Genomic DNA, 12,246 nt, shown 5'->3' on the forward strand with positions numbered 1-12,246 from the left:
TGCAGGGCGATGTCGGGCTTCATGCGCAGCCACAGCGCAAGCTCCGGCGCTTCGTGGCGTAGGCGCCTGGTCGTCGCCTTCGCCGCGCCGGCCAAGTCTGACCGTCGCAGTCCCAACTGAGAAGGTATCCCGCGAGATGATGTCACTGGTCGAGTTCCCGGTTGGAGGGTACGACCTTCCACGCGATGACGGCAGCGACGAGGAGCAGCAGCGCCGCGATGACGGAGGTGAGCTGCATGCTGTGCGCGAACGCGTCCCGGGCGTGGGCGAGGATCTGGGCGTGCGGCCCGGCGTCGGTCAGGACGTGGGCGCCTGAGGCCAGGGACTCGGTGACGGCTTGGCGGGCCGGGTCGGGCAGGCCGCTCAGGTCGGGCAGGCCGTTGCGGTAGAAGACGGTGTGCAAAGTGCCGAGCAGGGCGATGCCCAGCGCCACACCGAGTTCGTAGGACATCTCGGAGATCGCGGAGGCGGCTCCGGCCCGTTCGCTGGGCGCCGAGCTGAGAATGGAGTCGGTGGCGGCAGTGTACGCGACTTCGACACCGAGGCCGATGACCACCAGCCCCAGTGCCAGGCCGGTGTAGCCTCCGAAGCCTTCGGCCACCGCTAGCAGGCCGAAGCCGGCCGCGGTGACCAGCAAGGATGCGGCCAAGGCGTTTCCGACGCCGAGGCGGGTGATGACACGCGCGGCCACGACGACCACCACGATCGCCGCGATGGTGCCCGGGAGTTCCCGGATTCCGGCTTGCAGCGGCGAGTAGCCGCGGACGAGCTGCAGGTATTGGGAGAAGAAGAACAGTAGGCCGCTGAAGGCGAACACGGCGACCATCGACGCGAGCACGGTGCCGGTGAAGGCCCGTCTGGCGAACAGCGTGACGTCGACCAGCGGGGTCCGCAGGGTGCGCTGGCGGCGCACGAAGATGACCGCGGCAACGATGCTGAATACGGTCGCCAGCAGGCCGGCGGCGTCGATGCCGGTGTTGAACGCATGTTTGACCGCCCACACCATCGGCACGATCGCTGCGACCGACAGCGCCGCGCTGGCCAGGTCGAATCGTCCCGGGTCGGGGTTGCGGGACTCGGGCACCAGCAGTGCGACGCTGACCAGGACCAGCAGCATGTTCGGCAGGTTGATGACAAAGACCGACCCCCACCAGAAATGCTCAAGGAGGGCGCCGCCGACCAGCGGGCCCAGCGCCGCGCCGCCGGCCGCGCCGGCCGACCACACCGCGACGGCGCGGGTGCGCTGCCTCGGGTCGGTGAACATGTTGCGCACGATCGACAGCGTCGACGGCATGACGGTGGCTCCCGCGACACCGAGCAGCGCGCGAGCGGCGATCAGCCAGCCCGCGGTCGGCGCCAACGCGGCGAGCAGCGAGGCAGCGCCGAAGCCGGCGGCGCCGATGAGCAGCAACCGCTTGCGGCCGATCCGGTCGGCGAGCGTGCCCATGCTGATGAGCAGGCTGGCCAGCGCGAAGGAGTAGGCGTCGCCGATCCACAGCACCTGCGTCGAGTTCGGTGCCAGGTCTGCGGTGAGCGCGGGCACCGCCAGTGCGAGGACCTCTGCGTCGACGGCCAGCAGCGTCACCGCCAGGGCGAGTGCTGCCAGGGCAGCCCACTCCCGGGCACCGGCCTTCGCGATCGCCGGTACCTCGACTGGATCGGGCCTGCACCTCGTCATGCCTCCACGCTACCGACCATATGGTCGGCAGTGCAAACCATATGGTCGGTTCATACAATGTGACCTCGGGCGCACGGACGCCGTCGGGAGACGCCAGGAGGTATGGAGTGCAGGGTCGGGAGCGGGACACTGCCAGGACGCGCAGGGTGGTCCTCGATGCCGCCACGGAGGTCGTCGGCAAGCGCGGTTCAGGGGCCAGCGTCGACGCGATCGCCCAGGCGGCAGGAATCTCCAAGGGCGGCCTCCTGCATCACTTCAAGTCGCGCGAGCAATTGCTGGTCGCCCTGGCCGAGGATCTCGCCGAGCAGTGGAGGGCCGCCGTGCACTCGGCCATCGACCCCCGCGACAACGCGCCGGGACGCCTAGTGCGCGGCTACGTCAACGCCACGTTCGACGACCTGCTCGACGGCTCCGCAGCCTCCGAGCACGCCGTCCTCGTCGCCACGCTTGCCACCGCACCCGGCGTCGCGCAGGTACTGCAACGCGACACGCAGCAGTGGGTGGAGGCCTTTGAGGCTGATGGCCTGCATCCGCAGCGCGTCCTGCTGATCGTGCGGGCGGCCGACGGCGCATCCATCGCCGGACTGTGGGAGGGCGGCACCGATCCGCACGAGATGGAACAGTCCCGGCAGCTCCTGCTCGCTCTGAGCCGGCAGGACGGTCCGCTCATCGACCTCTGATCCCGAACCCTGGATCTCCGAAGAAGCCGAGAGCCGTCGCGCGCATGCCCTTCACAACGCCACAGTTAATGTATAACGTCCGTTGCATTACGCACCAAACATCTCAGCGGCCCGCCGCCAGATGTGCGTGCCGACCGGCTCGACCCGAGGAGATGCCATGTCCGAAGAGCTCCATTGGAAGAGTGCTGCAGAGCTCGGAGAGCTGTATCGGCGCCGCGAGGTGTCGCCGGTCGAGGTGGTCGACGCGGTGCTCGACCGGATGGAGCGCGTCGATCCGGTCGTGAACATCATGGTCACGACCACCGCCGAGCAGGCCAGGGCCGACGCGAAGGAGGCCGAGCGGCGTTTCCGCGCCGGCGATGACCTGCCGCCGCTGTATGGCGTGCCGATGACCGTCAAGGATCTGGCCGAGACGGCGGGTGTGCGGACCACCTATGGGAGCATCGCGTATGCCGACTTTGTGCCGGAGGACGACGCGATCGGGTGGGCACGACTGAAGGAGCAGGGCGTCATTCTGCTGGGCAAGACCACGACCCCGGAGTTCGGCCTGCTGGGGGTAACCGAGAGCAAGCTGACCGGTTCAACCAGCACGCCGTGGCGACCGGGCTACACTGCCGGCGGCTCCAGCGGGGGCGCGGCCTCGGCCGTAGCCGCCGGTGTGGGGCCGATCGCCTGGGGCTCGGACGGCGGCGGGTCCATCCGGGTGCCGTCAGCGCTGTGCGGCGTGGTCGGCATCAAGCCCTCTATCGGCCGCATCCCGACCGCCGACAGCACGGACGGGGACTCGACCGACGGCCCGATCGCTCGTACCGTGCTGGACGCGGCGATGGTGCTGGAGGTGACCGCGGGTCACCATCCCGCCGACCGCTTCTCCGTCCCCCGCGACACCCGAAGCTACATCGAGGCCGCGCTCACGCCGGGCGATCTGACCGGCGTACGGATCGCCGCCTGCTTCGACGCCGGACAGAAGGTTCTCGACCCGGACGTGCGCAAGGTGTTCGCACAGGCATTGGAGGACATGCGTGCCGCGGGCGCGGCGGTCGAGGAGGTGGGCATCGAACTGCCGGACACGTCGATCTTCTTCGACCACCTCAACGGCTACGAGTACCTCGAGTACGCGGAGGAGATGGAGGCCAACGGTGTCGAGGTGTGGCCCATGGTCACCGAGATGGCGCAGCGCGCGCGGGGCGTCACGGGCCGGCAGGTCAACGCCGCGTTCCGGCACGGCAAGACCGCCATCTACAACGCGTTCGCTACGGCGATGGCCGGCGCCGACATCATGGTGACGCCGACGACGGCCGTGGCCGCCTTCCCGCACAACGGTGACTACGGCCCGACCCGCCTCGTCGGCGGAGAAGAAGCTCCGCCGCTGGCCCTGCTGCTGCACGCGATGACCGAGCCGCCGGCGCACGCCGGCCTACCGGCGTTGAGCGTGCCGGGTGGATTCAACGACGAAGGACTGCCTATCGGCCTGCAGTTCATCGGCCCCCTCTGGGCCGACGCCGACGTGATTTCGGTGGCGGCACGATACGAGCGTGCGACCGGCTGGCACACCCGCCGTCCCGCGATCTGACCACGTGCCACACCGTTCGTCTCCCCCGCGGCCCACTGGCACCGCCCAGCGGGCCGCAGCATATGACGGGACTGTTGCGCGTATTGTCTGGCTGGTTATATCTTCCCTGTTACACGATCAGCATGACGTGGGTCACAGGCCCCGGTGCGGCTCCCGGACAGAGGAGAAGGCGTGAAACTTGACTCCAAGGCGATACGCAGGCTGACCGCGACCGCAGCCGCGCTGCTCGTCGGCGGCGCGCTGTCGGCGTGCGGCGGCGGCAACCACACCAACCCGGTCGACGCGACGAAGCTCGTTTCGTCGCTGCCGCAGGCCAAGGCCGACGTCGACAAGATCACCTGGAACGTCACCGGCGAGCCCGACACGCTTGACCCGCGCAACGCCGTCACGTACGGCTCGGGCCAAATCGTGCGCAACATGTGCGAGGCCTTGCTCAAGATGGACGCGGGGTTCAACGTCAGCCCGAACCTGGCGACCTACACGCAGGTCTCCCCGACCGAGCTCAAGCTCACCATCCGCGACGGCGTGAAGTTCTGGGACGGCACGCCGCTCACCGCGCAGGACGTGGCCTTCAGCCTGCAACGGACCGCGGCTGAGGACTCCGCCATCGCGTACGCCTTCCTGCTGGTTCAGAACATCGAAGCGACCGGCAGCAACGAGGTGACGGTGACGTTCAGCCAGCCGGACTCGACCTTCGTCCCCGGCCTGGCGACCCTGGCGGGCGTCGTCATCGAGAAGGGCTGGGCCGAAAAGGCCGGCGACCAGGTGGGAACGACGGCCGGCGGGCTCATGTGCAGCGGACCGTACAAGTTCGGGTCCTGGCGCTCGGGCAGCGGCATCATGATCGAACGCAACGACAGCTACTGGAACACCGAACTGAAGCCCCGCGCCAGACAGATTGACTTCACCTTCGTCTCGGACGACACCGCACTGGCGCAGGCGCTGAACGCCGGCGAGATCGACGGCTCCTACGAGCTGCCCGTCTCGACGCTGGCGAAGCTGAGCACGTCCGAGGCCGGCCGGGTGGTGTTCGGGCCGTCGACCCAGAGCGTCGGAATCTCCGTGGCCCGTCCCGATGGCCCCCTACAGGATCAGAAGCTGCGGGACGCGTTCCAGCGGGCGGTCGACCGCTCCGCGATCGCCAAGGTCGTGTTCAGCGGCGCCGCCGAGCCGAACTACACCGAGTTGACACCGGTCACCTGGCCCGACGCCGAGCGCGACATCTACCGGCCCGACTACGACAAGTGGGTCGCTGCGCGCTCGTACGACCTCGAAGCCGCCAAGAAGCTTGTGCAGGAATCGTCATACGACGGCAGCGAGCTGGTGCTCGCCGTCCAGGCCGGTGACCAGACGTCGTCGCGCGTGGCGCAGCTGTTCCAGCAGCAGGCCAAGGCGATCGGGATCAACATCAAGATCGAGCCGCTGCAGCCGCTGGTGTTCGACCAGGCCGGTTACGACGCCACCAAGCGCAAGGGCATCGACCTGCTCTACAGCGCGAGCTTCAACTCGCAGCAGAACCCGCTCGAGCCCCTCGGCTTCGACCTGCTGCCCGGCCAGCCGTACAACTACACGAACTTCGACAACCCCGAGGTGACGAGGCTGCTCACCGAGGCCCGTTCAACCTTCGACGCCAAGAAGCGCGCGCAGTTGATCGTGCAGGCCCAGCAGATCTATGAGCCGTTGTCGGGCCTCATCTCGCTGGCCTCGGTGAACACGGCGACCTTCATCAGCAACAAGCTGACCGGTGCCGTCACCTCGTTCGCGTACTGGTCGATGCCACAGATGGCGTACATCGGTGCCGCACAGTGAGCTGGCGCGGCGGATCGTCGCGACCGTCTCCGGTGCGCTCGCGACGATCCTGGCCGCGTCGTTCGTCATCTTCGCCGGCCTGTCGATGGCCCCTGGTGACCCCGTCGCGCAGGTCCTGGGCGCGAAGGCCACCGACGCCGCGCGCGCGAACATGCGCGCGCGGCTCGGCCTCGACGACCCGTTCCTGGTGCGCTACTGGCACTGGCTCACCGGGGCACTGCACGGCGACTTCGGCACCTCGCTGACGTCCCGCCAGGGCGTCACCAGCCTGATCGGGCCACGTCTGCTGACGACGTTCATGCTCGTCGCGATGGCCGCCCTCCTTGTGCTGGTGGTGGGTATCGGGCTCGGCATCGCCGGCGGCGTCAGCCGGCGCGGACGGGCCGTCGTCTCGACCGTCGTCGGCCTAGGCGTAGCTGTGCCCAGCTTCGTCGCCGCCAACGCGCTGATCGGCATTCTCGCGGTCAAACTCGGATGGTTTCCCACCTACGGAAGCGGCGACGGTGTCCTCGACCGGATGTGGCACCTGACATTGCCGGCGATCGCCCTGTCGATCGGCTACGGCGCCTACGTGTCGCAGCTGACCTCAGCCGCCGTCACCGAGGAGGCCGACCAGGAGTACGTCGCGACGGCCCGCGGTCGCGGTGTGCCAGCCGGCGTCGTCCTGCGCCATCACACACTGCGCAACGCTGCCCTGCCGGTCCTGACCGCGTCGGGCCTGGCCGTCGCCGGCCTGGTCGCCGGCACCGTAATCGTCGAGCAGGCCTTTGCCGTCGACGGCATCGGCGGCCTGCTGGTCCGCAGCATCTCCAGCAAGGACTACCCAGTGGTGACGGCGGTCAGCCTGATCATCGTGGTGGTGTTCGTAGTGGTCACCACCCTGATCGACCTCGTCCAGGTCGCGCTGGATCCGCGGGAGAGGACGAAGGCCTGATGGCGATCACCTGGGGCACCGCCCGAGACGTCACCCGCGGCCGATTCGCCGCCATGCCCGGCCCGGCACTGGCCACATCCGTGGTGCTCACGGGAGCTCTGACCCTGCTGGCGATCATCGGACCGTGGATCTCCCCCTACGACTCGGACGCCACCGACGTGCTCGCGGCGAGCCAGGGGCCGAACGCGGCGCACCTGCTGGGCACCGACTCGCTGGGCCGCGACATCCTCTCCCGCGCCCTGACCGGAGCCCGGCTCAGCTTCGCCGGACCGGCCATGATCGTGCTGATCAGTACCGTGCTGGGAACGGGGATCGCCGTCCTCGCCGCTTGGCACGGCGGCTGGGTCGACCGGCTCGTCAATCGGTTCCTGAACATCCTGTTCTCCGTACCCGGCATTCTCGTGGCCGTGCTGTCCTCGGCCGTGTTCGGCGCCGGCTTCTGGGCACCGGTACTCGCACTCGGCCTCGTCTACACGCCGTACATGGCTCGGGTGGTGCGCAGTGTCGCCGTGCGGGAACGCCATCGAGGCTATGTCGAGAGCCTCCAACTGGCCGGGATGTCGTCGTGGCGCATCTGCCTGCGCCACCTGGTGCCGAACGTCGCTGCCATGGTCGTCGCCCAGGCCACCTACGGGTTCGGCTCGGCGCTGGCCGACTTCGCGGCCGTCTCGTTCATCGGGCTCGGCATCCAGCCGCCCGCCGCCGAGTGGGGCGTCATGGTCTCGGACGGGCGATCCGAGGTGCTCAACGGCGCCGTCCAGCAGAGCCTCGTGGCAGGGACGCTGATCGTCGTTACCGTCGTCGCGTTCAACGTCCTCGGCGCCCAGCTGTCAACCCGATCCGGAGGCCGCCGATGAGCCAACCATCGCTACTGACGATCGACAGACTGCATGTCGGCGTACGCCATCGCCGGGCCGAACGCACGCTCGTACGCGACGTGTCGCTGAGCATCGGCGCCGCCGAGTCGGTCGGGCTGGTCGGCGAGTCCGGCTCCGGTAAATCCATGTCGATCAAGGCGGCCATGCGCCTGCTGCCGCACACCGCGACGACCGGTGGACGCATCCAGTTCGAGGATCGTGACGTGCTGAAGCTCAACCGCCGCGACCTCGCCCGGTACCGATCGCGGGACGTGGCGCTGATCCATCAAGACCCCCGCGCACACATCAATCCCACTCGTACCATCGCTCAGTTCCTCACCGAAGGCCCGGTGCACACCGGCCAGATGAGTCCCGGCGAGGCGATCGAGCGGGCCTGCGGCCTGATGCGCGATGTCGGCATCGCCGATGCCGAGCGGCGGCTGGCGCAGTTCCCGCACCAACTCTCCGGCGGCCTGCTGCAGCGGGTCATGATCGTGGCGGCCCTGCTGCCGTCGCCGCGGCTCATCTTCGCCGATGAGCCGACGACCGCCCTTGACGTCACGGTGCAATCCGACGTCATGGCGATCCTGCTCGAGCAGATCCGCGACCGGCACGTATCGATGCTATTCGTGACCCACGACCTCGACCTGGCGTCCGCGGTCACCGACCGGCTCGCGGTCATGTATGCCGGCTCGATCGTCGAGACCGCGGCGTCGGCCGAACTCTGCGCGCGGCCCCTGCATCCGTACACTGCGGGCCTGCTTCGATCACGTCCGTCGACCACTCGAGTACACCGCCTGACCGCGATTCCGGGACGGCCTCTCGCAGCGTACGAGGCGCGACAGGGATGCCCCTTCGTGCCGCGGTGTCCCTTTGCCATCGATCGATGCAGCGTGGAGCTTCCGGAGCGCAGGACCATCGAAGGCCACTCGGTCGCGTGCCACCGCGTCGAGGAGATCGCGGACCGGCTGCAGGAGCGTGTGCCATGACCTTGACACTCGATGTTCGCGGCCTGTGCAAGACGTTTCGCAGCCGCGCCGACGGCGAACGCGAAGCGCTGCGCGACGTCAGCTTCTCCGTCGAGCGCGGCTCGTGCCTGGCGGTCGTCGGAGAATCCGGCTCGGGCAAGACCACGGCGGCGCGGATCGTGGCCGGCCTGGAAACCGCGTCGGCGGGCACGGTAGCGCTGACCGGGCCGGGCGTGCAGATGGTCTTCCAGGATCCGTACGGCTCGCTGGACCCGCGCCAGGCCATCGGTTCTGGTCTGCACGAACTGCTACGCATCCGAGGCATGCGCAACAAGGCCGAGCGCGTCGAGCGGGTGGCGGAGCTGCTCGACTCGGTCGGCCTCGACGAACGGCATGCCGCGCAGTACCCCGAGTCGCTCTCCGGCGGGCAGCGTCAACGCGTCGCCATCGCCCGCGCGCTCGCCCTGGACCCGGCGCTGCTGATCCTCGACGAGGCGGTCTCCGCCCTGGACGTCAGCGTGCAGGCACAGGTGCTCAATCTGCTGGCCGACATCCGCGAAAAGACGCAGATCACCTACCTCTTCGTGTCACACGACCTCGGCGTGGTCCGCCAGGTCAGTGACACCTGCATCGTCCTTGCGGACGGGCGCCTGATCGAGCAGGGCCGGACCGCGGACGTCCTCGACTCGCCGCAGGAGCCCTACACCCAGGCACTGCTCGACGCGGTGCCCCGGCCCGGCTGGCGGCCCCGCCGCCGCACCGCCTGACACAGGCGTGCTTTCTATATGTTTTGTCCGTCATATAACGAAGGGAACATCAGCGTGACGGTAGATCTCACCGACACCTCCGAAGTCGTCACAATCACCATTGACTCGCCCGACGCGATACCGGCGCTCACGGGTCGGGCCTTCACGACGCCGTGGTTCTCGGTCGACCCCGAGCGGTCCGAGCAGTTCGAGTACTCGACGTACCTCGACAGCTATCCACACCCGTACGAGGAAGAGGACGGCGACGGCTACGGAGACGGTCTCGTCGAAGGCTTCCACATCCTCGGGATGATCGACTACCTGCTGAATCACGTGTTCGAGTCGAACTTCCGCTGCGTGCCCTGGAACTACGGCCTCGACCGCGTGCGATTCGTGTCCGTGGTCCGCGTCACCGACCAGTTCCGCATCACCGGCACCATCCGCCAGGTCACCGATCGCGGCCCGCAGGGCTACCTGGTCACCGCCGATCTCACCGGCCAGGTCCGGAGCCGCGAAAAGCCGGCGTTCATCGCCACCCAGCACGCCCTCTGGGTTGTCGACAACGAGGCCGGCCCGCTCGGTACGAAGGAGCCCCAGCAGTGAGCCAGACGATCACGGCCGACCTGACACCGCACCAGCGATCGCTGCTCGGCAAGACCATCCCCGATGCTCTCGACGCCGCCGCCCAGGCCTGGCCCGAGCGCCTGGCGCTGCACGAGATCGAGGGCGAGCAACGCTCGCTCACCTGGCAGGAGTTCCGCACCGCGGTCACCGGCCTGCGCTCGGGCCTGGAGTCGGCCGGCCTGGGCCCCGGCGACAAGGTCGGCGTGATCGTGCGCAACCAGATCGAGTTCCCGATCGCCTGGCTAGCGATCCTCGAGGCCGGCGCGGCCATCGTGCCGCTCAACCCGAAATATACCGGTCGCGAGATCGGCTTCATGCTCGGCGACGCCGAGGCGACCTGGCTCATCGGCACCCACGACCTGATCGCGAGCCACGCCGCCGACGGCCGCATCGGCCCGGTCACGCTGGACCGGACCGTCTCGGTCGGCGCGAGCGACCTCGCCGGCCTCAGCTACGACAAGCTCCTGGCCGCGACACAGACCCCGCGCCGCACCGGCGCCGAGCCGCTCGAGGTCACCAACATCCAGTTCACCTCCGGCACCACCGGGCTGCCCAAGGGATGCCTGCTCACCCACGAGTACTGGGTGGAGGTGGGCATCTACGGCGCGGCGCTCGACCAGCACTCCGTGCGCCTGCTCGCCGATCATCCCTTCTACTACATGCAGAACCAGGCGTATCTGATGATCGCCCTGTTCAAGGGCGGCGCGCTGTACATCACGCCGGGCCTGAGCCGCCGCAAGTTCATGAACTGGCTGCACGACTACCGCATCGACTTCGCCTGGATCGACGAGGACATCCTCGAATTCCCGGACGACCCGCGCGACCGGTCGCTATCACTCAAGCGGGCCCCGGTTTCCGGCATGCCCGGCGCCGCATACGCGCCGATCGAGGAGCGGTTCGGCGTCAAGGCCCGCGAATGCTACGCCAGCACCGAGATCGGTTCGGGCACCGCTGTTCCGTACGAGCGCGACGATCTGGCCGGCAACGGCTCGATGGGCTTCTGCTTCCCGAACCGCGAGTCGAAGATCATCGACGACAACCTCGACGAGGTGCCGCCCGGCACGGCCGGTGAGCTGTGCTTCCGCGGCAGCGGCATGATGCTGGGGTACCACAACCGCCCCGAGACCAACGAGCAGCTGTTCCTGCCCGGCGGCTGGTTCCGCACCGGCGACGTCGCCGTGAAGGACCCAGACGGCCAGCACTTCTTCGTCGGCCGCCTCCGCGACATGATCCGCCGCAGCGACGAGAGCATCTCCGCCGCAGAGGTCGAGCTGCACATCGGGGAGATGCCAGGCGTCGAGGACATCGCCGCGGTGCCGGTGCCGGACGCCCTGCGCGGCGAGGAGGTCAAGGTGATCATCGTGCCCGCCGACGGTGCGCGAATCACCGCCGAGCAGGTCGTCGCGTGGGCGCGGGAGGGCTTGGCGCCGTTCAAGGTGCCCCGGTACGTCGAGTTTCGCGACGAACTGCCGTACACGGCCAGCGGCAAGCTGCACAAGGCTGCCCTCAAGGAGGAGCCGGACCCGCTCCACGCCGGCGTCACCGACACCCGGCCCTGACCAAGAGCACCGGTGGCGGCAGCGAAGTCGTTGCCGCCACCGGCCTATGATGTAATGACCGTTCTACAACGAAGCCCAACGGGAGGCGCGATGCCGATCTACGTCGATCATGACGAAAGGCGCGGGCGGATCGTCGATGCGGCGGTCCGCGTCCTGGGCGACGTCGGATTCGCCAACTTCACGCTTCGCGCGGTGAGCGACCGGCTCGGCGGCTCGGTCACCATGGTCACGCACTATTTCCCCAACCGCGAAGCCCTCTTCACGAAGATGCTGGAGCAGGCGCTCCAGGACGCCCGCACCGCGCAGGAGGAACTGAGCCTTATCAAGGATCCGCACAATCGTCTCGAGGCCGTCGTGCGGTACTTTCTGCCGATCGACGAGGACGCGATGGCGGTCGAGAAGGCCCGCGTCGCGCTGGTCAGCTATCGCAACGTCGAGCCGGCCATTCAGCGGCACCTGTCATTGATCGAGCCGGGCATGCGCGACCTCATCCGGACCGCCATTCAGGACTTCATCGCCCCGCACCGGATGGAGGCCACCGTGGACCTGATCCGCCTGTGGACCGCCGGGGTCGTGCTCTCGGCCATCGAACATCCGCAGATGTGGACGCCCGAGCGACAGACGGCGGCGCTGCACCACTTCATGAACCTCATAGACCTGCCGGTCACCGCCTGACAGGCTCACCCGGTGTTCAATGATGCACCGACCGTAGATCACGGCCGGCCAGGTCAGACAGCACCTCATCCCAGGGCCCGGGCGCCCGTCGTCTAGCCTGAACCGTCGGCGATCACCGGCATGGCACACCACGGCCGCACATT

General features: G+C 68.4%; 11 protein-coding genes. 10 read left to right on the top strand and 1 reads right to left on the bottom strand.

Going from position 1 to position 12,246, the window contains the following annotated elements; genetic code table 11:
- Positions 1-142: 142 nt before the first annotated feature.
- Positions 143-1,678 carry an MFS transporter gene (locus ACQPY0_RS34605; protein ID WP_432970181.1) on the bottom strand — a complete coding sequence of 512 codons (1,536 nt, stop codon included), beginning with the start codon at positions 1,676-1,678 and terminating at the stop codon, positions 143-145.
- Between the two features lie 146 nt (positions 1,679-1,824).
- Here ACQPY0_RS34605 and ACQPY0_RS34610 point away from each other — a divergent pair, with 146 nt between their 5' ends.
- From ACQPY0_RS34610 to ACQPY0_RS34655, 10 genes are all read left to right on the top strand, one after another.
- Positions 1,825-2,358, top strand: a complete 534-nt coding sequence (locus ACQPY0_RS34610; protein ID WP_432970184.1) for a TetR/AcrR family transcriptional regulator — start codon at positions 1,825-1,827, stop codon at positions 2,356-2,358.
- Between the two features lie 157 nt (positions 2,359-2,515).
- Complete coding sequence (locus tag ACQPY0_RS34615; RefSeq protein WP_432970187.1) at positions 2,516-3,931, top strand: amidase; 1,416 nt, start codon at positions 2,516-2,518, stop codon at positions 3,929-3,931.
- Between the two features lie 171 nt (positions 3,932-4,102).
- A complete protein-coding gene (locus ACQPY0_RS34620) occupies positions 4,103-5,740 on the top strand; it encodes an ABC transporter substrate-binding protein (protein ID WP_432970190.1) in 1,638 nt (545 codons plus the stop codon).
- On the top strand, positions 5,727-6,674 hold the full coding sequence (locus tag ACQPY0_RS34625) for an ABC transporter permease (RefSeq protein ID WP_432970193.1): 948 nt from the start codon (positions 5,727-5,729) through the stop codon (positions 6,672-6,674). The genes ACQPY0_RS34620 and ACQPY0_RS34625 overlap by 14 nt, the downstream gene beginning before the upstream one ends.
- Entirely contained in the window at positions 6,674-7,531 is an 858-nt protein-coding gene (locus ACQPY0_RS34630) for an ABC transporter permease (RefSeq protein WP_432970196.1), read from the top strand. The genes ACQPY0_RS34625 and ACQPY0_RS34630 overlap by 1 nt, the downstream gene beginning before the upstream one ends.
- Positions 7,528-8,520: an ABC transporter ATP-binding protein gene (locus ACQPY0_RS34635; protein WP_432970199.1), complete on the top strand. Its 993-nt coding sequence runs from the start codon at positions 7,528-7,530 to the stop codon at positions 8,518-8,520. The genes ACQPY0_RS34630 and ACQPY0_RS34635 overlap by 4 nt, the downstream gene beginning before the upstream one ends.
- On the top strand, positions 8,517-9,266 hold the full coding sequence (locus ACQPY0_RS34640) for an ABC transporter ATP-binding protein (RefSeq protein WP_432970202.1): 750 nt from the start codon (positions 8,517-8,519) through the stop codon (positions 9,264-9,266). The genes ACQPY0_RS34635 and ACQPY0_RS34640 overlap by 4 nt, the downstream gene beginning before the upstream one ends.
- 54 nt (positions 9,267-9,320) lie before the next feature.
- A complete protein-coding gene (locus ACQPY0_RS34645) occupies positions 9,321-9,848 on the top strand; it encodes a hypothetical protein (RefSeq protein WP_432970205.1) in 528 nt (175 codons plus the stop codon).
- Entirely contained in the window at positions 9,845-11,428 is a 1,584-nt protein-coding gene (locus ACQPY0_RS34650) for a class I adenylate-forming enzyme family protein (protein ID WP_432970208.1), read from the top strand. Before ACQPY0_RS34645 ends, ACQPY0_RS34650 begins: the two co-directional genes overlap by 4 nt.
- 90 nt (positions 11,429-11,518) lie before the next feature.
- The gene (locus ACQPY0_RS34655; RefSeq protein ID WP_432970211.1) at positions 11,519-12,103 is read left to right on the top strand and encodes a TetR/AcrR family transcriptional regulator; all 585 of its coding nucleotides are present in this window, start codon (positions 11,519-11,521) and stop codon (positions 12,101-12,103) included.
- Positions 12,104-12,246 lie beyond the last annotated feature (143 nt).

It is taken from the genome of Dactylosporangium sp. CA-233914, assembly GCF_050942935.1.
GTDB lineage: Bacteria > Actinomycetota > Actinomycetes > Mycobacteriales > Micromonosporaceae > Dactylosporangium.

Excerpts from the sequence above, each read along its gene's own strand:
- ACQPY0_RS34640 (WP_432970202.1), top strand. The coding sequence starts at position 8,517 with ATGACCTTGACACTCGATGTTCGCGGCCTGTGCAAGACGTTTCGCAGC.
- ACQPY0_RS34635 (WP_432970199.1), top strand. The coding sequence starts at position 7,528 with ATGAGCCAACCATCGCTACTGACGATCGACAGACTGCATGTCGGCGTA.
- ACQPY0_RS34605 (WP_432970181.1), bottom strand. The coding sequence starts at position 1,678 with ATGACGAGGTGCAGGCCCGATCCAGTCGAGGTACCGGCGATCGCGAAG.
- ACQPY0_RS34655 (WP_432970211.1), top strand. The coding sequence starts at position 11,519 with ATGCCGATCTACGTCGATCATGACGAAAGGCGCGGGCGGATCGTCGAT.
- ACQPY0_RS34615 (WP_432970187.1), top strand. The coding sequence starts at position 2,516 with ATGTCCGAAGAGCTCCATTGGAAGAGTGCTGCAGAGCTCGGAGAGCTG.
- ACQPY0_RS34630 (WP_432970196.1), top strand. The coding sequence starts at position 6,674 with ATGGCGATCACCTGGGGCACCGCCCGAGACGTCACCCGCGGCCGATTC.